Below are 22230 nucleotides of genomic sequence, written 5' to 3' on the forward strand. Positions count from 1 at the left end.
ATACCTTTGCACCATTCGATCATTCAAATATTGAAAATGTTATCAAGAAAGGTTGAGGGATTAGACCCTGTGAAACCTTAGCAACCCTTTGCGAAAGCAAAGAAGGTGCTACGTTCTACCAGATTTATTTTTGGACAGATAACTTACTGAAGTTCTTTTCAGCCATTTCCTGTGGCATTTTCAATTGTATTAAAATATATAATAGAATTGAAAACAGAACTCAACTATATTAACTTTACCTATCAAACAGATTCCCATAAGGAATACAATATTTCGTTGAGCTATCAGCTTTTCGGGAAAGACCTGTTTTCAGCACCGATCATTTTAGTTAACCATGCCTTAACCGGAAATTCTAATGTTTCAGGTGAAAATGGATGGTGGAAGCAACTGATTGGAGAAGGTCAGGTAATTGATACAAATACATACACGGTTCTGTGTTTCAATATTCCCGGAAACGGTTACGATGATTTTTTTATTGATGAGTACGAAGATTTCACGCCTTCAGATATTGCCAATATCTTTTTAAAAGGGCTTGAAATATTACATATTAAAAGTGTATACGCCATTATTGGAGGCTCTTTAGGTGGAGGAATCGGTTGGGAGATGTTGGTGAAAAATCCACATTTAGCCGAAATTTTTATTCCTATTGCCTGTGATTTTAAAACTCATGATTGGCTTCATGCACAATGTCTGGTTCAGAAATTTTTGTTGAATCAAAATGATGAGCCTTTACAGAAAGCCAGAATCCATGCGATGCTCTGTTACAGAACACCAGAATCTTTAAACGACAGATTTCAAAACAAATATAATCAGGAAAAACAGCGATTGGAGTCAGAAGACTGGCTTGTTTATCATGGAAATTCACTAAACGAAAGATTTAGTTTAAAATCTTATAAGCTGATGAACCATTTACTGATGAATATCAATGCAGATGAAAAAAAACTGGAAAAAATAGAAGCACGAATGCACCTGATCTCAGTAGATACAGACTTATTTTTTCCGGCATCAGAGATTCGAATGTGCTTTGAAAAGCTGAAAACGAAAAAAGAAAATGTTTTCTATCACGAGATACAGTCAATTCATGGGCATGACGCCTTTTTAATGGAGTACAAACAACTAAATAATATAATAAAACCTATTCTGAAAATATGACAACATCAGATATTATAAACATCTATCGAAACAAAGCATTGGTAAATTTTGAGGGAAAAGATTTCCTCGGACAAATTGGAGTGGATTCCAGAATTTTTAGAGTGCTGAATGATGCCGGGATAAGCGTAGGAGTGATTTCTCAACAGGCGATTGAGAACGGAATTTCTGTTTTGGTAGATGAAAATGATGCGGAAGATGCAGTACGTGTTCTTTCTGAAGAATTTAAAAATGAAAAAGTAAAAGGAACGGTAAGTAATATCTACAGTATCAATAATGTAGCGGTGATCGGATTTGTATCTGAAAATTATAATAAAATCCTTTCCGAGCTTCAAAGAAACAAGATCTTCCCTTTGCTGTTAAATCAAATTGCATCTGCTGGAAGAGTAAATATAGTGGTGACAGATAGCCAAACGGAGATTACAAAAAATATCATAGAAACTGAAATCTATGGAAAACCGAAAGTGGTACATTTAGCTTTAATCGGGCACGGAAATGTAGGCGGAACTTTGGTAGAGCAGATCTTAGATTCTTCACACGATATTTTAACGAGAAAAAGACTACAGCTGAAAATCGTTGCCATTGCCAATTCCAAAAAAATGGCTTTAAACAAAGGCGGTTTTGGAAGCGACTGGAGACAGAAAGTGAATTACTCTCAAACAGAATCTAGCGTAGAAGGACTCATCAATTATGCAAAAGAACACCATCTGGAAAATCTGGTGATGGTAGATAATACGGCCAGTAAAGACTTTGTAAAACATTACGATGTGTTTGTAGATAATGGTTTTGATATTGTTTCATCCAATAAAATCTACAATACACTTCCTATCGCAAACTATAGAAGTTTAAGAAAAGCATTAGAGAAAAATAAAAAACAGTACCTGTACGAAACCAATGTTGGAGCTGGTTTGCCATTGATTGACACCATAAAATTATTACACCTTTCAGGAGAAAATATTACAAGAATCAAAGGGGTTTTCTCAGGAACATTGAGCTATGTTTTCAATAATTTTTCTTTGAGAAACGATAAATTTTCAACCATTATCAATGAAGCGTTGGAAAAAGGATATACAGAGCCGGATCCGAGAGAAGACTTATCAGGAAACGATGTAGCGAGAAAATTATTGATCTTGGCAAGAGAATTAGACTTAATCAATGAATTTGAAGATATCAATATTCAGAATTTAGTCCCTGAAAGTCTGCTTTCGGTTTCAAAATCTGAATTCCTTTCGAGACTGGAAGAGCTGGATGAAGAATATCAGAAAATTAAAGAAAGTCAGGAGCCAGGACATGTGTTAAGATATGTTGGAGATTTACACGGAGACTTGCAAAAAGAAAAAGGAGAGCTTGATGTAAAATTGGTTTCTGTTCCTGCAACGTCTGCTTTAGGACAGTTGAAAGGTTCTGATTCTATTTTTGAAATTTATACCGAAAGTTATGGGGAGAACCCAATTGTGATCATGGGAGCCGGAGCCGGAGCAAAAGTGACGGCAAGAGGCGTTTTCGGAGATATTTTAAGACTAAGTGAAAAAAAATAAATTAATATAACAATTTAATAATGTAGAGGTTGGGTAGTATTGATTATTATTGTCATGCTGAGCTTGTCGAAGCATCTCATTATCATATTGCTAAACTCATACATTACTACATATTAAAACTCTATGGAAAATTTTGAAACCTTCGCGATAAGAACCCAGACTGAAAGAACTCAGTTTGATGAACATTCAACGCCTTTATACCTTACATCCAGCTTTATTTTTCAGGATGCAGAAGATATGAGAGCTAGCTTTGCAGAAGAAAAATCTAAAAACCTTTACAGCCGGTTTTCAAACCCGAATGTAACTGAATTCACAGATAAGATTGCTAAAATGGAAGGCGCAGAAGCAGGATATGCTTTTGCGACAGGAATGGCTGCGATTTATTCAACATTCGCTACTTTGTTAAATGCAGGAGATCATATTGTAAGCTGTCAGTCGGTTTTTGGTTCTACCCATACCTTGTTCACCAAATATTTCCCGAAATGGAATATTGAAACAACTTACTTCAAAGCCGAAGATGCGGAAAACGTAGAAAAATATATTCAGCCGAATACGAAAATTTTATACTTAGAAACACCTACCAATCCTGCGATTGAAGTATTGGATTTAGAATTTTTCGGACAGATTGCTAAGAAACATAATCTGATTTTCATTGTAGACAACTGTTTTGCAACACCGTACTTGCAACAACCGATAAAATACGGCGCAGATATCGTGGTTCATTCTGCTACAAAGTTAATTGACGGTCAAGGTCGTGTTTTAGGTGGAGTAGCAGTCGGAAGAGAAGATCTCATTCGTGAAATTTATCTTTTTGCAAGAAATACAGGACCTGCAATGTCTCCTTTCAATGCTTGGGTTTTGTCAAAAAGTTTAGAAACTCTAGCGATCCGTGTTGAAAAGCACTGTGAAAATGCCTTGAAAGTGGCTGAGTTTTTAGAAAGCCATCCGAATGTAGAATTGGTAAAATATCCATTTTTACCGTCTCATCCAAGTTATGAAGTGGCAAAAAAACAAATGAAATTAGGAGGAAATATTGTTGCCTTCGAAATCAAAGGAGGAATTGAAGGCGGAAGAAACTTTTTAGATAACATTAAAATGTGCTCTCTTTCTGCAAATCTGGGTGATACAAGAACAATTGTGACACATCCTGCATCTACAACACACTCCAAACTATCAGATGAAGAAAGAAATGAGGTTGGAATTACGGCAGGTCTGGTTCGTTGCTCAGTTGGTTTGGAAAATGTAGAAGATGTTATTGCAGATTTAAAGCAGGCATTGGATTAATTCAATAAGAACGGGCTTTAGCCCGTTTAAAAATAACGAAATACAAAATGGGCTTTAGCCCAAACATACAATGAAAAATTCAGAACAACTATACAAAGCATTATCCGAAAGAATTTTAATTCTTGACGGGGCAATGGGAACAATGCTTCAGCGATATAAATTTGAAGAAGAAGACTATCGCGGAGAACGTTTCAAAGACTGGGAACATCCGGTAAAAGGAAACAATGATTTGTTGTCATTAACGCAGCCTCAAGCGATTGAAGAAGTTCACAGAAAATACTTGGAGGCAGGAGCAGATATTCTGGAAACCAATACGTTCTCCGGAACAACGATTGCGATGGCAGATTACCACATGGAAGATTTAGTGTATGAATTGAACTATGAATCTGCAAAAATTGCAAGAAAAGTATGTGACGAATTCACCGCTCAAAATCCTGATAAACCAAGATTCGTAGCGGGTTCTATTGGTCCGACTAACAGAACGGCAAGTTTAAGTCCGGATGTAAATGATCCGGGTTATAGAGCTATTACATTTGAAGAACTGAGAGTGGCTTACAAACAGCAATGTGAAGCTTTATTAGATGGCGGATCAGATATTCTTTTAGTAGAAACCATTTTCGATACATTGAATGCAAAAGCAGCATTGTTTGCGATTGATGAAATTCAGGACGAAAGAGGGATCAAAATTCCAATCATGGTTTCAGGAACCATTACTGATGCTTCCGGAAGAACGTTGAGCGGACAAACTGCAGAAGCTTTCTTAATCTCTGTTTCCCACTTGAATTTATTGAGTGTTGGTTTCAACTGCGCTTTGGGAGCAAACCAATTGACACCATATTTGGAAACATTGGCTCATAATTCGGAATTCAACGTTTCTGCTTATCCCAATGCGGGGTTACCAAACGCTTTTGGAAAATATGATGAAACACCTGAAGATATGGCAAGCCAGGTAAAGGAATATGTGGAAAAAGGATTGATCAATATTATCGGTGGTTGTTGCGGAACAACACCGGAGCATATCAAAGCAATTGCAGATTTGGTAGCCCAATATCCGCCAAGAAAATCGAAGGAATTTGTATAATTTGATAGAATTTTTTCATTGAATTGATAAGAAAAGGAACGGTTTTTTATATTATCTTTAATTACATCACAAAATGTACGATAATGGAAAAGCCGATTTATTTCAAAGATTCAGAGGATGCAAAACTGTTTAATGAACTAAGAAAAAAAGTGAACCAGCGCGTAGAAGCCATTCCCGAAAACAGGGACCTGTATATCCAGATCAAAGCCATTATTTTGCCTTTGGTCTATTTTGGGTTATATGGGGTTGCTCTTTTTAATGCTGAAAAACCTTGGATTTATATCTTAAGCTTTGTATTGTTGGGAATTTCTTTGGTGTTGATTTATTTAAATCTGATTCACGAAGCTGCCCACAACAATATTTACAAAAGCAAGAGACTAAACAACTTGGTTTTACAGATTTTCGATTTTGTGGGAGCTAATTCCTACATCTGGAAAAAAAGACACATCGCAGCACATCACGCTTATCCGAATGTGGATGGATGGGACACAGATATTGAACAGAGCGGACTTCTGTTAATCGTTCCATGGATTAAAGCAAAAGGAGTTCAGAAATACCAGCATTTCTTTTTCTTTTTAGTCTATCCTTTATATCTGTTCAATTGGATGTTTATTCGGGATTTCAGAGACTTTTTTGATAAAGAAAGAGTCATTCTGAAAACTCAGGGAGCCATTCCAGTAAAAGAAAAAATTAAAATGGTCGCTTATAAACTGTTTTACTTTTTTTATCAGATTGTAGTTCCTGTTTTGTTTTTTAAAGTATCTGTCGGCTTGGCGTTGGGAGCTTGGTTTTTGCAGGTGATTTCGGCAAGTATTTTTGCCCTTTTTGTGCTGTTGCCTTTACATCCGCTTCCGGATAATGCATTTCCGAAACTGGATGAGAAAAACGGACTGCCTTTCAGTTGGCTTCATCATCAGTTTGAGGTCACCAATGATTTAAAAGAAAATAACTGGTTTGTGCGAAATGTGTTGGGAAATTTCAACTTTCACGTTGCCCATCACCTTTTCCCGAATTACAGCTATTTATATTATAATGAAATCACAGAGGAAATCGAAGAATTTGCTAAAGAACATAACTTGTCTTACAAACGGTTTCCGATTTTCACAGCTTTGGGCAAACATGTGAATTTGCTGAAGCAGAATGCGAATAACGCATACTATATTTTAGAAGAATAAGTTGATGAAATATTTAAGATTATCGGGGCTTGAGCCTTTGATTATTACACCGGAAAGTAATTTTATCAATGTTGGGGAAAGAACCAACGTTGCCGGGTCGAAGAAATTTTTAAGATTAATAAAAGAAGAAAAATTTGCAGAAGCATTAGATATTGCACGCCATCAGGTTGAAGGCGGAGCTCAGATTCTTGATGTCAATTTCGATGACGGATTGATTGACGGAAAAGCTTCCATGATCAAATTTTTAAATTTAATTGCTTCCGAACCGGATATCGCAAGAATCCCTATCATGGTTGATTCTTCGAAATGGGAAATTTTAGAAGCTGGATTACAGGTTGCTCAAGGTAAATGTGTGGTGAATTCTATCAGCTTAAAAGGAGGTGAAGAAGAATTCATCAAGCAGGCAAAAGCAATTAAAAGATATGGTGCTGCGATGATCGTCATGGCATTTGATGAGGTAGGGCAAGCCGATACATATGAGCGTAGAATTGAAATTTCAAAACGTTCTTATGACCTTTTGGTTAATAAATTAAATTTTCCTGCAGAAGATATTATTTTCGATTTAAACATTTTCCCTGTCGCAACGGGAATGGATGAACACCGAAGAAATGCAATCGACTTCATTGAAGCTACAAGATGGGTTCGTCAGAACTTACCGTATGCTTCCGTGAGTGGGGGAGTTTCCAACGTTTCTTTCTCATTCCGTGGAAATGATACGGTAAGAGAAGCAATGCATTCAGTTTTTCTGTACCATGCAATTCAGGCGGGAATGAATATGGGAATTGTAAACCCTGCAATGCTGGAGGTTTATGATGAAATCAATAAAGAACTTCTCGAATTAGTTGAAGATGTAATTCTTGACAAAAGAGAAGATGCTACAGAGCGACTTTTGGATTATTCCGAAAAACATAAATCTGTTAAAAAAGAAAAAGTTGAGGATCTGGAATGGAGAACAAAACCATTGCAGGATAGAATCACTCATGCTCTGGTAAAAGGAATCGACCGTTTTATCGAAGAAGATGTTGAAGAAGCAAGACAACAGGCTGCAAAACCACTTCACGTTATTGAAATTAATTTGATGACTGGAATGGGTGTTGTAGGTGATTTATTCGGAAGCGGAAAAATGTTCTTGCCACAGGTTGTAAAATCTGCGAGAGTAATGAAAAAAGCGGTTGCCTATCTACAACCATTCATTGAAGCGGAAAAAGACGGTTCAAAACCAGCCAACGGAAAAATTTTGATGGCAACCGTAAAAGGTGACGTTCACGATATCGGTAAAAATATTGTGAGCGTAGTTTTAGGCTGCAACAATTACGAAATTGTTGATCTTGGAGTGATGGTTCCTGCCGAAAAAATTATCCAAACTGCAATTGAGGAAAAAGTAGATGTCATCGGACTGAGCGGTTTGATCACGCCAAGTTTGGATGAAATGGTATACATCGCTTCAGAATTGGAAAGACAGAATTTAGATTTTCCTTTATTAATTGGAGGTGCGACAACTTCAAAAGCACATACCGCCGTGAAAATCGATTTAAAATATAAAAATGCCGTAGTTCACGTAAATGATGCTTCCAGAGCAGTAAATGTGGTAAGTTCATTATTGGGAGACAGAAATAAAGAATATGTCGAAGATTTAAAAAATGATTATTCGGAGTTCAGAGAAAAATTCCTGAACAGACAGGTTGATAAAGACTATGTTTCGATTGAAGATGCCCGAAAAGATAAGTTTAAAATCGATTGGGAAAATGAAGAAATTTTTACTCCAAATCAATTGGGGATTACGGTTATCGAAAATCAGGATCTAAGAGAATTATTACCCTTCATTGACTGGTCTCCGTTTTTCAGAAGCTGGGATCTGCATGGAAAATACCCGAATATTTTGGAAGATGAGGTTGTTGGAGCTCAGGCAAAAGAATTATTCAAAGATGCTCAGGTGATTTTAAAAAGAATTTTAGACGAAAAATTATTAACTGCAAAAGCCATTTTCGGAATTTTTAAAGCTAATTCTAATGAAACAGATGATATTTTGATCTTCGATGAAAATAATGAACAGAAAGTAAAATTCTTAACATTGAGACAGCAGGCTCAACGTTCGAAAGGAAAAGATTATTTGGCTCTAAGCGATTTTATTGCTCCGCAAAGTTCAGGAAAAACCGATTATATGGGGGCTTTTTGTGTAACCACAGGTTTTGGAACAGATGAATTGGCAGAAGAATATGAAAAAGCAAATGACGATTACAATGCCATCATGGTAAAAGCTTTGGCAGACCGTTTTGCAGAAGCTTATGCCGAATTTTTACATAAAAAAGTAAGAACTGAATATTGGGGGTATGCGAATCAGGAAAATCTTACGAATGAAGAACTGATCGCTGAAAAATATAAAGGAATTCGTCCGGCTCCAGGTTATCCGGCCTGTCCTGATCATTTAGAAAAACACGCTATTTGGGATTTGCTGAAAGTGGAAGAGGAAATCGGAGTTTATCTGACAGAAAGTTTAGCGATGTTTCCTACAGCTGCCGTTTCGGGATATTATTTCGGAAGCCCACATGCGAAGTATTTTGGTTTGGGGAAAATTGCAGAAGACCAGTTGAAAGATTATTCGCAAAGAAAAGGGATTTCCTTACAAGAGGCCAGAAAATGGCTGAATCCTAATTTGGCAGATGGAATTTAATTATGAAAAAACTAATCATCATTTTATTGTTAACAATAAACATTTTTGCATATGCACAGAAATGTAATTATCTGATTGCTGTAAATGCTGAACATGTAAAGCAGACGGGCAAGTTTAAATTATTGATTAAAAACAAAGATGATAGATCTTTCAAAATTCGCAAAGAAGTTAATTTTTGCAATATGAGAGTAACAGAATTAGAATTGTACAATGAAAAAACTCAGTCTTTTGAGGCTTTTTCGTTAGCAAAAAAAGATGTTGACTGTTTTACTTATAAGGATAAATCTGTATCTCTTAAACCAGGTCAAACCTATATTTATGATGTAAATATTAAATCTGATTTTGAAGTAGTGCAAAGCAATAAATTCTTTGAAGCTTTTAATGATAGAAAGTATAGATTTAAAATTTCATTTTCTCTTGACTCCTATGATGAGTGCGGAGATTCAAATACGCTGATCACAGACTGGATCTATAAAAACTAAACATATAAAAAATATATTAATAATATTTAAATGAAAATTACCGACCATATAAAAAATGCCAATGGCAAAACACTTTTTTCTCTTGAAGTAGTTCCGCCACAAAAAGGAATAGGGATTGAGGACTTATATACCAATATCGATCCTTTAATGGAATTCAAACCTCCATTTATTGATGTGACGACTTCCAGAGAAGAATATATTTACATTGACAAAGGAAATGGTTTGATGGAGCGCCGTCTTACAAGAATGCGTCCCGGAACATTGGGTATTTGTGCCGCTATTCAACATAAATATAATGTAGATACGGTTCCGCATTTGCTTTGCGGAGGTTTTACAAAGGAAGAAACCGAATATCTTTTGGTAGACTGTATGTACCTTGGAATAGATAATGTAATGGCTTTGCGTGGTGATGCAATGAAGGGACATCAGTATTTTGAGCCAACAAACGGAGGTCACGCAAGTGCGATGGATTTAGTGCATCAGATTAATGATTTAGGAAGAGGAAAGTATCTTCATAATCAGGATGAGGTTTGCGATGAACATAATAAATTCTGTATCGGAGTTGCCGGTTATCCTGAAAAACACATGGAAGCACCTTCTATGAACTATGATCTGAAATGGCTGAAACAAAAAGTGGATGCAGGAGCGGATTATATTGTTACCCAAATGTTCTTTGATAATAAAAAATATATTGAGTTCGTAACAAAGGCCCGTGAAATGGGAATTACTGTTCCTATTATTCCGGGAATTAAACCAATCGCCACAAAAAAACATTTAAAAGTGTTACCACAAATCTTCAAAATTGATTTGCCGGAAGAGTTGATTAACGAAGTGGAAAAAGCAAAGAATAATGAAGCTGTAAAACAAATCGGAATTGAATGGGCAATTAATCAATGTCGAGAATTATTAGATTTTGGAGTTCCTGTTTTGCATTTTTACTCAATGGGAAAAAGTGATAATATTAAGAAAGTAGCGGGAGAGCTATTTTAAAATAAAAAGCCTTGTAATTTTACAAGGCTTTTTATTTTAGTTTTGATTTAAAAAAGTAACTAGTTTTTTTAGATCTTCTTCTTTATCAAATTTTATCTTATTTTCTTTAAAAAATGTTGTTAGAACATCTTTTTTATCAGGAATTTGTTCTATTATTTCTTTTTGGTTTTTCGGTTTTTTTATGAATCCTTTTTCAGTTTGTATATAAAAAATAGGATCGAACCTATGAAAATTTGCAGGTTTATCCATCGCATAAGAATTTGGAGCAGGAACAAAATCATTAAATTTCATTTTTATTTTCTTATAAAGAGAATATTTACCATTTACTAGCTCAAAGAAATAGCCGCTTAATTCATCACCGCTATTTAATTTTATTAATGTCTCTCCAGTATTTGTAAATACAATTTTTGTAAAGGGACTATCTGGAGGTACGGCATATGTTTTATTATCTTTTATAAACTCTACTTCATCTAAATAAATATTATATCTTGCTGGAGCTGTTTCTGTGTTTTCTGGAATTATAAATTTAGCCAACGAAAAATTTTTGTCATAGTAAGGAGAACCTTGTATCTCTTCGTAGGTTAAATTACGTTTTGCATTATTTGAAGGAACCTGATAAACTGTTCGTTCAGCAAATACTCCTCCATTGTAGGAAAATGCATTGGTTTGTTGTGCCGAAAGAGTGACATATAATATACTGAAAATTACCGTGATATTTTTTTTCATAATGATTATAAATTTTCTATAACATTCAAAATTACGAAAATAAGTGTAATTAATTTCTAAATATTAATAGTGATTGGTTAAATAGAGATATTTTACCCAATTGTAATAAATTTAGGCTATATCCCATTTTTATTTGTTATCTACAAATAAAAAATCGAAGAATAATTTAGAAATGAAAAATTAATTTGAATAGATACGAATAAGGTTTATTTCTAGTCATAATTCAGGATGTCTCTCAAATTCCTTATTCCTATCAAACAAATAACGATAAGTAGCTAATTTTCTTGTCACAGTCGTATCTAAATTCTCCGCAATCTTTATCATTTTAGGGTTAAAATCACCGATCCACTGCATTTCAGTGACTTTAAAATCAGTATGTTTTCTAAGATGTTGCGTTCCTTCCCAGATCATATATCCTTCAATTCCTTTCTTTTGCCATTCGGGAATGACCCCAAAAACGATTCCTATCATTTTTTCATTTTTCTTAAACTTTTTTATCCAAAGAAATTTAAGTTTTTCCCAAATCCCGAATTTCCCATTTAAATATTTCAACCATTGGTTGGTGTCCGGAAGATTCATCCACATCGCAATGGGTTTTTCATTTTCATACACAAACCAGGAAATATGCTCGTTAATGATAGGCTTCATGGTGTTGAACATTTTCAATGTCTTTGCTTCATCCAAACATTTTCCTTCACCGTGTGCCGCCCATGCTTTATTGTAAATCTCAGTAAAATCTTTGGCAAATTTTCCCAGATTATTTTTCGTCATTGGCCTTGCAGAAATATCAGGATTCTTGCTGTGTTTTGCATGCATGACAGTAAATACTCTCGAAACTTCTGCAAAAATGGGTCTTGAAAAGCAAAGCTGTTCAAAATAAATTTTAAAACCATAGTTTTCAAAAAGCTCTTTATAATAAGGGAAATTATAATTCATGCTAAACAAAGGCTCAATATATCCTTCAATGACAAGTCCCCAGAATTTATCACGCTCGCCGAAATTTATCGGTCCATCCATAGCTTCCATTCCTCTCTGTTGGAGCCATTTTTTACAATGGTCAAAAATAAAATTTGCTGTTTCCTGATCATTAATACAATCAAAAAATCCAAATCCGCCTGTCGGTTGCTTTTGTTGATAAGTCTCGTTAATGAAAACCGCAACTTTTCCTACTGTTTCATTGTTTTTATTTTTAAATAAAAATCTTGTACATTCTCCATTTTTAAAGAACTTATTTTTCTCAGGATTGAAAACATCTTCAATGTCGATATTTCTGGGTCTGATGTAGTTTTGATCATGCTGATAAAGTCGTGCCGGAAATTCTAAAAATTCCTTTTTTTGAGTTTTGTTTTGTACTTCTTCAACAATAATCATAGCCTATAATGAAAGTGTGGGTTAAAAGATAATTTTTTCGGCTTGATTCAAATAAATGGAACCGATTTTATCCGTATTTTTGTGCAAATTAAATAAAAATGGTTGATTTTACTGATAACGACGATGATATTTTCACTGGAAAAGAACATACGCCTATAAGGGAAGATGCTTTTGATAAATCGCCAGAAGAGAAGATAGAAAAAATTACGGAGCTTTTTGGACAAATTATGGAAACCTTAGGGATGGATATGACTGATGATTCATTAAAAGATTCTCCGAAACGTGTGGCAAAGATGTATGTAAATGAGATTTTCGGAGGACTTCTTCCTGAAAATAAACCGGGAATTTCTACATTTTCAAATAAATACAAATACCGCCAAATGTTGGTGGAGAAAGATATTACCGTATATTCATTCTGTGAGCATCACTTTTTACCTATTATTGGTAGGGCGCACGTTGCCTATATTTCCAATGGAGAAGTAATTGGACTTTCAAAGATCAACAGAATTGTTGATTATTATGCAAAAAGACCGCAGGTTCAAGAAAGATTGACGATGCAGATTGTGGATGCTTTAAAAGAAGCGTTGGGGACAAAAGATGTCGCTTGTATTATTGATGCAAAACATCTTTGCGTAAATTGCAGAGGAATTAAAGATACAGCAAGTTCTACGATAACAGCAGAATTGAGTGGTATTTTCAGAACCAATCCAATTACAAGACAGGAATTCTTACATTATGTAGGAAGCCATGCTAAACTGGATTATTAATTAAGGTAATTATGGACTATCAGATTCTTAAAAATATTGTTGGAGAAGAGCTGCAGAGGTTTGAAAATATTTCAGAAGAGCAATGGTCAGCTAAAATTTCTCCCGAAAAATGGTCAAAAAAAGAAATTTTAGGCCATCTTTGTGATAGTGCTTTATCAAATATCAGAAGATTTGTAATTACTCAGTATAAAGAAAATGAGAATATTGTCTATGATCAGAATTTTTGGGTGAAAGCGCAGAATTATCAGAATGTTCCAACTTCGGATATTATTAATCTTTGGAAATTTTTAAATCTACAGATTGTAAACGTTGTTGAAAATATTCCTGATGAGGATCTGCAAAGAACCTGTGATATGACCAAGACAGAAACTAAAATATTCACATTGGAATATGTCATCAATGATTATATTGATCACTTACAACATCATTTAAAAGCAATTTAATAATGATAAAATTTAAAAAAGTTTCAGATAAAATTTTTGTAACCACAATTATTTGTTGTTGCTGTAAATGCTGTTGCTAAAAGGTGAAAATCTTTTTCTCATTAAACTTTCAACTAAATTTATAAATCATTAAATCTTTTAATTTAAATCAATGCAACTAAAAATATACAACTCGCTTGCAGGCGAAAAAGAAATATTTAAACCCATTTTAGAAGGAAATGTTGGGATGTACGTTTGTGGACCTACCGTTTACAGTAATGTTCATTTGGGAAATGTAAGAACTTTCCTTTCCTTCGACTTTATTTACAGGAGCTTAATGCATCTTGGGTATAAAGTAAGATATGTAAGAAATATCACCGATGCAGGTCATCTTACCGATGATGGAGATGTGAATAACGATAGATTCGTAAAACAAACCCGTCTTGAAAAACTTGAGCCGATGGAAATCGTGCAAAAATATACGGTTGATTTTCATAAAGTTTTGGATTTATTCAATTTATTGCCTCCGAATATCGAACCGACTGCAACAGGTCACATCGTTGAGCAAATTGAATTAACTCAAAAATTAATTGAAAGAGGATTCGCTTATGAAAGCAACGGTTCCGTATATTTCGATGTGTTGGAATATAACAGAAGAGGCTTGAATTATGGTGAGCTTTCAAAAAGAAATATTGAAGAACTTTTCGCTAATACCCGTGATTTAGACGGACAAGGAGAAAAGAAAAATCCACAGGATTTTGCACTTTGGAAAAAAGCCTCTCCGGCGCACATCATGAGATGGAATTCGCCTTGGGGAGAAGGTTTCCCGGGATGGCATCTTGAATGTACAGCGATGAGTACGAAATATCTGGGCGAAACTTTTGATATTCACGGAGGAGGAATGGATTTAAAATTCCCTCACCACGAATGTGAGATTGCTCAGGGAAAAGCTTGCAATGATACCGCTCCGGTAAATTACTGGATGCATGCAAATATGTTGACGATGAATTCTCAACGTATGAGTAAGTCAACAGGAAATTACATTTTACCAATGCAATTGATGACTGGTGAAAATGATTTCTTTGAGAAACCTTTCCATCCGTCGATTGTTCGCTTTTGCTTCTTGCAGGCTCATTACAGAAGTGTTTTAGATATTTCTAATGATGCGATGTTGGCAAGTGAAAAAGGATTTATCAGATTAATGGAGGCGATTAAAGTATTGAATTCAATCACTCCTAATGATGAAAAACAATCAGGTTTCAGCTTTGAAGAATGGAAAAATAAAGCTTATGAGGCTTTAACAGATGATTTTAACTCTCCTGTTTTGATTGCTCATTTATTTGAAGCGGTAAAATATATATTTGCTTTAAATGATGCTAAAGAAACCATTTCAACTAAGGATTTAGAGGAGTTGAAATCTACCTTAAATGCTCTTGTTTTCGATGTGTTAGGATTGCAGGCAATTGAAGAAAATAATAACGAAAAGCTTGACCAAACATTGCAGGTTTTAATTGAATTGAGAAATCAGGCAAGAAAATCTAAGAACTTCGAACTTTCAGATCAGATCAGAGACAGACTTCTTGCAGAAGGAATTGAGCTGAAAGACGGAAGAGATGGAACTTCTTACGTTTTGAATTAAAGTTTAAAACTTTTAAATATATCTCTCGTAGATTTTACAGATTACGCAGATCTTTAATGATGATCATCTGCCAAATCCGCGAAATCTGCGAGAGTTTTTTTATGCATTACTGTCATTCTGAATAGCCTCTTAGTTGTCATTCCGTAGGAATCTAGATTTATTCTGTAAAATCCTTGCTTAGATTCCTATGGAATGACAAAGTGAGTAGAATAACTATTAATTAAAAATTTTTCAAATTCAAACTATAAATTATGTAACTTAGTCATAATAAAATGATTAAAACAAAATTTATATACTATGAAAAAACATTTATTCCCTTTGTTTCTACTGTTGGTAGGAGCAAATGTTTCCGCACAGCAAGATTTTTTTGCATTGGTAGGAAAAGATACCCCAAATATTGTTTTCAATGATTTCCGTGCCATTGATGGAACGAACGGTATTTCTGGTGACAAAATTTTTACAGACATTTCTTCTGCGAAAGTTTTTTCACAGGGAAGAAACGGATTGGTGACGGAAGACAAAAATGCTTACAATAATTCTCAGACTGCTTCCATTGCAACATTAGCATATGACGCGTTCAATAACAATTTGGTGTATATGCCAATGTTTTCTTCTAATATTTATGTTTTAAACGCTAAAACACAGGAGATCACCTTGGTAGAAAATGATATTGTAAGAGTAACTTCTTGCGATATCAATTCACATATCACGAGAATGGCAACCGGATACGACGGAAATATATATGCGATTAATAATGCTGGAACTCAGTTTCTGCAAATCAGCAAAAAAGGAAATCAATATGTAGTTAATGATCTCGGTATTATTAAAGATGATCTTGATAACGGAAAGAATGCTTTTACAGCAATTGAAACAGGTTTTGGAGGAGATATGATTGCGGATGCGGATAATAATTTCTACGTTTTTTCCGCTTCAGGTAATGTTTTCAAAATTTCAACTAAAGACTTAAAGGCAAAATTTGTAGGCAAAATCTCCGGAATTCCTGAAAATTATTCAGTAAACGGTGCTGCTGTGAATTCACAAGGGAAAGTGGTGGTTGCAAGTGCAAAAGGGGCTGCTTTGTATGAAGTTGATTTAAAAAGCTTACAGGCAAAAGCTCTTGCGGGAGAGCAAAATCTGCATATTTATGATTTAGCGAGTAAATATTTTGCCAATGACAGAATTGCATCAAATAATATATTGACCAATCTGGATATTTATCCGACTCGTGTAGACGAACATTATATTACTATAAATGTGAATGATAAATCGGTAAAAGGAACGTTAAAAATGACTGTTTTTGATCTGTCAGGAAAAAGTATCATGAAGCAGAATTTATCAGTAAGAGACGGCTCTCTGAATCAGCAGGTTTATCTTAAAAATCTAGTGAGTGGTGCTTATTTGGTAAGCATTGCTGATGAGTCAGGGAAAGTATTATTAAATAAGAAAATTTTAGTTACAGAATAATCTTTAACTTTGTTAAAACTTAGAAACCTTTTCAAGCATTTTGAGAAGGTTTTTTTAATGAATATTTGATATTCAAGAAATTTTATTTTTAGAGATTATAACGTATTTTTATAAAAAAATATAAATGAAGCTATACTTTAATGTAGGTTACAGTGCAAAAGTTGGAGAAAAATTACAAATAGTGATTAATGAAGGGGGTGCTGTGTCTAAGACTCATACTATGTTTTATACAGAAAATGATTTGTGGAAATGTGAAGTAGACTACTTTTCCAAATCGGCTTCTTATCAATATCAGCTTATAGATGAAAAGGGAAATCTTCTGAGAACAGAGTTTGTTCAGCATCATCTTAATTTTCCGCACAACTATAAAGAATTTATAATTTTTGATGAGTGGAATAATAAAAATTTCCCCGAAAATTATCTTAACAATAAAATCCTTTACAATAAACTGAATCAGTTTGTTCCTGAGAAAATTTCAGTTTTAAAAAAACATACCCATTTATTCAGAATAGAAGCTCCGATTTATAACCCGGACTGGAAAATTGTATTATTCGGGAGTACGGCTTCTTTAGGAAATTGGGAGTATGAGAAAGTAATCCATTTATCTCAGACAGAGATAGGTATTTGGGAAGCTTCAGTAGAGATTCCGGAGAATGAATTTATCCAGTTTAAATATTGTATTTATGATACCAATGAAAATAAAGTAATTGATGTAGAAACGGGAGAAAACAGGTTTACTGTTCCTAATCAGTCAAAGGAAATTTTGCAGGTTGTTTCGAATCATTATTTTAAATTCAAATCGTATCAGATGTATCATGGTGCAGGAGTAGCGGTTCCTATCTTTTCACTGAGAACAGATGATGGTTTTGGAGTTGGTGAATTTTCCGACATGAAAAAACTGGCAGATTGGACCAAAGAAACCAATTTGGGAATCATTCAGATCTTACCGATCAACGATACCACAGCGAATTATTCGTGGACGGATTCTTACCCTTACGCGGCTGTTTCTGTTTATGCTCTACATCCACAATATATTTCTTTAGAGAATCTTGATTTTGAATTACCGAAGGATTTAGTTGAAGGGTATGAGGCTGAAAAACAATCATTAAATTCATTAGAATTAATTGATTACGAAAAAATGATTTCCGGAAAATGGAAATATTTGAAAGCTATATTTAACGAAGATAAAGATCAAATTTATAAAGACAGAGGCTTCAAAAAATTTATTAAAGACAATGAAAGCTGGCTTCTTCCATACTCAGCGTTTTGTGTATTGAGGGATAAATATAAAACCCCGAATTTTAACGAATGGAAAACGCATAAAAAATATATTGCAGGAAAAATAACTCCTTTTTTTAGTGTAAAAAGTAAGGATTATGATGCTTCAATGCTGCATGCATGGGTGCAATATCAACTTCATAAGCAGTTGAAAGATGCGATAGACTATACGCATAGTTTGGGAATTTCAGTAAAAGGTGATTTACCGATCGGAATTTATCGACATTCTGTTGAAGCGTGGACAGAACCTGAACTTTTCGGGATGGATTTTCAGGCAGGAGCACCACCGGATCAGTTTACAGAGCTAGGGCAAAACTGGGAATTCCCTACATATAATTGGGAAGCGATGAAAGCAGATGATTATACATGGTGGAAAAACAGATTCAAAGCATTGGAACAGTATTTTGATGCGATGAGAATCGACCATGTTTTAGGTTTCTTCAGAATCTGGAGAATGCCAATTTCTGCGACACAGGGAATTTTAGGATATTTTTATCCTGCAGTTCCTGTTACAGAAGACGAATTCAAAGCTTGGCAGATTCCGTTTGATTTTGATAGATATTGCAAACCGTTTATCAATGATCAGATCCTTTGGAATTATTTCGGTGAAGGTAGTGGAAAAGCTCTTGAGTTTATTGATAATAACAATGACGGAACCTATTCATTTAAAGAAGAATTTGACACTCAGAGAAAATTAACCGATTTTTTCAAAAAAAATCCTCAGGGTTCGATTGAAAAACCATTGATTTCACTTTGTGCGAATGTATTGTTTTTAACGGAAGAAAGGGACGGGGAAACGGTATATCATCCGAGATTTAATATCTATGGAACTGATTCTTATAACTATTTGTCTGAAGAGGAAAAACAACCGATTTACGATTTGTACCACGATTATTTTTTCAGAAGACAAGATCATCTTTGGTATGAAAAAGCAATGGAAAAACTTCCGATGATATTGAATGCAACGGAAATGCTGATTTGCGGTGAAGATTTAGGGCTGGTTCCGGACAGTGTTCCTGTGGTGATGGATGAGTTGGGAATTATTGCCCTGAAAGTTCAGCGTATGCCTTCGGAGAATATTCCTTTTTATAATCCTAAAAATGCAAATTATCTGAATGTGGTTACGGCTTCTTCACATGACAGCTCTACATTGAGACAATGGTGGGAAGAAGATCCTGAGTTAACTCAGAAATATTATAATCAACAACTGATTCAATACGGAAAAGCTCCTGAAAAATTGGATTCTTATTTAGCGGAAATTATTATGAAGCAACATCTTTATAATGATGCTGTGTTGGCGATTTTCCCTATTCAAGAATTCTTAGCTACTGATGAAGCGCTTACAAACCCTAAAAAAGACAATGAAAGAATTAATATTCCTGCGGTATTTCCACATTATTGGCGCTATAGAATGCACTTGAATCTGGAGGATCTAAAAGAAAAGAAATCGTTCAATGAAAAAATTGCAAGTTGGGTGAAAGATAGTGGAAGAATGTAAATTTAACATTTGATTATCAAATGCTTAACAATAAATTAAAAGAAGTTTTATCGTAAGATTTAACTTCTTTTTTGTATTCCTATCCAAAAGATAGAATAAAGATATTCTGCTATATTTTAACCAATTAACAACTATTTGAAATGAAAAAAATATTAATCGGTTTTGCTATGAGTTTTGCGACTTTGTCGTTTGCACAGCAATATCCAAATAACGGATGGGGAGATGATGACGGGTATTCTCAGAATGACGGATACTATAGTGATCAGGATGATCAGAGCTACTTCCCTGATGATTATTATTACAACTATCCTCAAGATTATTATCCTAGCGATTATTACCAAAGTAATTATAATGACTACAGGAACAGTGTTGTTAGCATCAACTGGAATGTCTTTTTTACACAGAACAGATTATCCCGTTGGCAAATTGATCAGGTTTTAAGATTGAACAATCTATATGTAAGCTTCTCTGCATGGAATAACTTTTACAGATACAATCCGGACAGATGGTATTATGACAGATTCTATGCATTGGAAAGAATTTTAGGGCCTAGAGTTTTTGTGGTTTTCAGAAACAATTATTACAGAGGATATAGTCCGGTGGTATATTTCCAAAATTACAGAAGAACTCATTATGCTTCCATTTGCAGACCTATGCCTAGATATAGAAGTGTGAATATTAATGTTTACAGAGTGGATAGAGCTAAGTTCAGAAGAATGGATAATCCTACGATTAATATTGTAAGAAGTCAAAGACCTAATAATGGTTTCAGAGGAAACAATAATAATGGAGTTGTGAAAAATAATGGAGGTTTCCGTAATCAGACCGAATATAGAAACGATAATTCAGGAGGTTTCAGAAATGATAATAACGGAGTAAGAAATAACAACGGTGGTTTCAGAGGAAATAATGATAATGGAGGAGTGAGAAACAATGGAGGATTCCGTAATGAAAGAGCCGAAAATAATGGAAACAACGGAGGATTCAGAGGTGGTGAAGTGAGAAGAGAAAGTACTCCAAGAAGAGAAAATAATGGTGGTGGTTTTAGAAATGAAGGAGGTTCCAGAAGAAGTGAGAACTCAGCGCCAAGAGAACAAAACAGAGGGAATGAAAACCGTGGAAACGGAGGTTTCCGAAGCGGATTTGCGAAAAATTAAATTTTCATATATTTATATTTAAGTGGTGTGAGGGCAGATTTTAGGATCTGCTCTTTTTTTATTTCTTAATTTATTATTTAATAATAAAATTTAACATTATTTATGTGTTTTTCAATTTAACTTTAATTTTAACTAATAATCAAAAAGGTATAAAATAAATAATTAAATATTTTTAAAGATGAAAAAATTAGTTTTAGCGATAGCATTTATCGGAATGGGAAGTTTTGCGATGGCACAACAGACAACTACAACTCCACAAGAGAGAGAAGCAAAAAGAGCAGAATTTCAACAAAAAAGAGCTCAGAAAGAACAGGAGCATATTGATCAAATGCAAAAGGATTTGAACCTGAATCAGTCTCAGGTAACTCAAATTAAAGCATTACAGGAGAAAAGAAAAGCTGAAATGAAAGCTGAGTTTGATAAAAATAAAGAAGCAAGACAGGCTAAAATGGAGGAGATGAAAGCTAAAAGAGCACAAATGGATGCGGATATGAAGAAAATCTTAACTCCAACTCAGTATGATAAATGGCAGGCTGATAGAAAAGCTAAGATGGAGCAAAGAAAAGTAGCGATGAAGGACAGAGGAATGAAAGGCGGAAAAATGATGAAAAAGCCGATGACTACGGCTGCTCCCGAAGCGAATTAGTCGTTTATAATTTTGATTTTTTAGTGTTAGAAGGGCAGATGTATTTCTGTCCTTTTTCTATTAATTTTAATTAAAATTTTTGATTTCGGGCTTTTATTCCCTAATTTTGAATATAAATTTATTACTTATGGTTAGCGAGAAAATTGCAAAATTAATTAACGAACAGATAGCCCACGAACAATATGCTGCACAATATTACCTTTCAATGTCTGCTTGGTTTTCAAGTAAAGATCTTGATGGGATTGCCAATTACTTCAGAGTTCAGAGCAAAGAAGAATTGATGCATGCGGATAAAATGTTCGACTATTTAAATGATGTTGGAGGTGAAATTATTATCGGAGAAATTGCAAAGCCACCTCACGAATTCGAAAATGCTACAGATATTTTTGAAAAAGCATTGGCGCATGAGAAAATCGTAACGAAAAGTATTTTTAATATTGTGAAAAATGCTAATGAAGAAGGAGATTTTGCGACTACTTCATTCTTACAATGGTTCATCAACGAGCAGGTAGAAGAGGAAGCAAGTGCATCACAATTGGTGACTAAAATCAAAATGGTATGCGATAACCCTTCTGCATTGTATCTTTTTGATCAGGAATTGGCTCAGAGAGTTTTCACTCCGGATCCAACAGCTTAATTTGGCTTTAATGTATTAACGATAATAAGTTTCGGCGGCATCGAAGATGCCGCCGAAACTTTTATAAGTAGTTTTCCCAAAACCAACTTGGATAAGGTATTTGATCTATTTTCTTTTTAAATTCAGTATTGCTTTCAATAAGTTGTTTTAATTGAATTTCATTCATGTTCTTCGAAACAGGAATTGAAACGTATATTCTGTTTATGTAAACATTGCTTTTTAGATAGACAACCAAGAAAGTTTTGTTTTTAAATA

The 22230-nt window shown here is 34.4% G+C and carries 18 protein-coding genes and 1 riboswitch; of the genes, 16 read left to right on the top strand and 2 right to left on the bottom strand.

Translation table 11 applies throughout. The features are described from left to right. Positions 1-36: 36 nt before the first annotated feature. A riboswitch (SAM riboswitch) is annotated at positions 37-145 on the top strand. Between the two features lie 62 nt (positions 146-207). The 8 genes from RM51_RS01345 to metF all read left to right on the top strand — a co-directional run bounded on the left by RM51_RS01345 (position 208) and on the right by metF (position 10370). Further along, the gene (locus RM51_RS01345; RefSeq protein WP_039364569.1) at positions 208-1152 is read left to right on the top strand and encodes an alpha/beta fold hydrolase; all 945 of its coding nucleotides are present in this window, start codon (positions 208-210) and stop codon (positions 1150-1152) included. Next, positions 1149-2687 carry an ACT domain-containing protein gene (locus RM51_RS01350; protein WP_039364238.1) on the top strand — a complete coding sequence of 513 codons (1539 nt, stop codon included), beginning with the start codon at positions 1149-1151 and terminating at the stop codon, positions 2685-2687. Before RM51_RS01345 ends, RM51_RS01350 begins: the two co-directional genes overlap by 4 nt. Positions 2688-2810: 123 nt before the next feature. Next, on the top strand, positions 2811-3971 hold the full coding sequence (locus RM51_RS01355; RefSeq protein WP_039364240.1) for an O-succinylhomoserine sulfhydrylase: 1161 nt from the start codon (positions 2811-2813) through the stop codon (positions 3969-3971). 70 nt (positions 3972-4041) lie between these two features. Next, positions 4042-5052 (top strand): homocysteine S-methyltransferase family protein, encoded by a 1011-nt coding sequence (locus RM51_RS01360; RefSeq protein WP_039364243.1) that lies wholly within the window; start codon positions 4042-4044, stop codon positions 5050-5052. An 83-nt stretch (positions 5053-5135) separates the two neighbouring features. Further along, positions 5136-6227, top strand: coding sequence for a fatty acid desaturase family protein (locus RM51_RS01365; RefSeq protein ID WP_039364245.1), 1092 nt, complete (start codon positions 5136-5138; stop codon positions 6225-6227). A 4-nt stretch (positions 6228-6231) separates the two neighbouring features. Further along, positions 6232-8898: a methionine synthase gene (gene metH, locus RM51_RS01370; protein WP_052248347.1), complete on the top strand. Its 2667-nt coding sequence runs from the start codon at positions 6232-6234 to the stop codon at positions 8896-8898. A gap of 2 nt (positions 8899-8900) precedes the next feature. Next, positions 8901-9380, top strand: a complete 480-nt coding sequence (locus RM51_RS01375; protein WP_039364248.1) for a hypothetical protein — start codon at positions 8901-8903, stop codon at positions 9378-9380. Positions 9381-9410: 30 nt separating this feature from the next. Beyond that, positions 9411-10370: a methylenetetrahydrofolate reductase [NAD(P)H] gene (gene metF, locus RM51_RS01380; RefSeq protein WP_039364251.1), complete on the top strand. Its 960-nt coding sequence runs from the start codon at positions 9411-9413 to the stop codon at positions 10368-10370. Positions 10371-10406: 36 nt separating this feature from the next. On the opposite strand, the gene RM51_RS01385 is transcribed toward metF, so the two are convergent. Further along, complete coding sequence (locus tag RM51_RS01385; protein WP_039364254.1) at positions 10407-11096, bottom strand: hypothetical protein; 690 nt, start codon at positions 11094-11096, stop codon at positions 10407-10409. 216 nt (positions 11097-11312) lie between these two features. Beyond that, on the bottom strand, positions 11313-12467 hold the full coding sequence (locus RM51_RS01390) for a hypothetical protein (protein WP_039364256.1): 1155 nt from the start codon (positions 12465-12467) through the stop codon (positions 11313-11315). Positions 12468-12565: 98 nt separating this feature from the next. Between RM51_RS01390 and folE the strand changes: the two genes are divergently transcribed. The 8 genes from folE (at position 12566) to RM51_RS01430 (ending at position 21975) form a co-directional block, all read left to right on the top strand. Further along, complete coding sequence (folE, locus tag RM51_RS01395) at positions 12566-13234, top strand: GTP cyclohydrolase I FolE (RefSeq protein WP_039364260.1); 669 nt, start codon at positions 12566-12568, stop codon at positions 13232-13234. An 11-nt stretch (positions 13235-13245) separates the two neighbouring features. Then, positions 13246-13677: a DinB family protein gene (locus RM51_RS01400; protein WP_039364263.1), complete on the top strand. Its 432-nt coding sequence runs from the start codon at positions 13246-13248 to the stop codon at positions 13675-13677. Between the two features lie 151 nt (positions 13678-13828). Then, positions 13829-15295: a cysteine--tRNA ligase gene (gene cysS / locus RM51_RS01405; protein WP_039364267.1), complete on the top strand. Its 1467-nt coding sequence runs from the start codon at positions 13829-13831 to the stop codon at positions 15293-15295. 297 nt (positions 15296-15592) lie between these two features. After that, positions 15593-16759, top strand: coding sequence for a T9SS type A sorting domain-containing protein (locus tag RM51_RS01410; RefSeq protein WP_039364270.1), 1167 nt, complete (start codon positions 15593-15595; stop codon positions 16757-16759). Positions 16760-16883: 124 nt separating this feature from the next. After that, entirely contained in the window at positions 16884-19535 is a 2652-nt protein-coding gene (locus tag RM51_RS01415; RefSeq protein WP_039364273.1) for a 4-alpha-glucanotransferase, read from the top strand. Positions 19536-19675: 140 nt separating this feature from the next. Continuing rightward, positions 19676-20692, top strand: a complete 1017-nt coding sequence (locus RM51_RS01420) for a hypothetical protein (RefSeq protein WP_039364275.1) — start codon at positions 19676-19678, stop codon at positions 20690-20692. Between the two features lie 178 nt (positions 20693-20870). Continuing rightward, positions 20871-21338, top strand: coding sequence for a hypothetical protein (locus RM51_RS01425; RefSeq protein ID WP_039364278.1), 468 nt, complete (start codon positions 20871-20873; stop codon positions 21336-21338). Positions 21339-21465: 127 nt separating this feature from the next. Further along, positions 21466-21975: a ferritin gene (locus RM51_RS01430; protein WP_039364280.1), complete on the top strand. Its 510-nt coding sequence runs from the start codon at positions 21466-21468 to the stop codon at positions 21973-21975. The last annotated feature ends 255 nt before the right edge of the window (positions 21976-22230 follow it).

This window comes from Chryseobacterium taiwanense (assembly GCF_000813825.1).
Taxonomy (GTDB): Bacteria; Bacteroidota; Bacteroidia; order Flavobacteriales; family Weeksellaceae; genus Chryseobacterium; species Chryseobacterium taiwanense.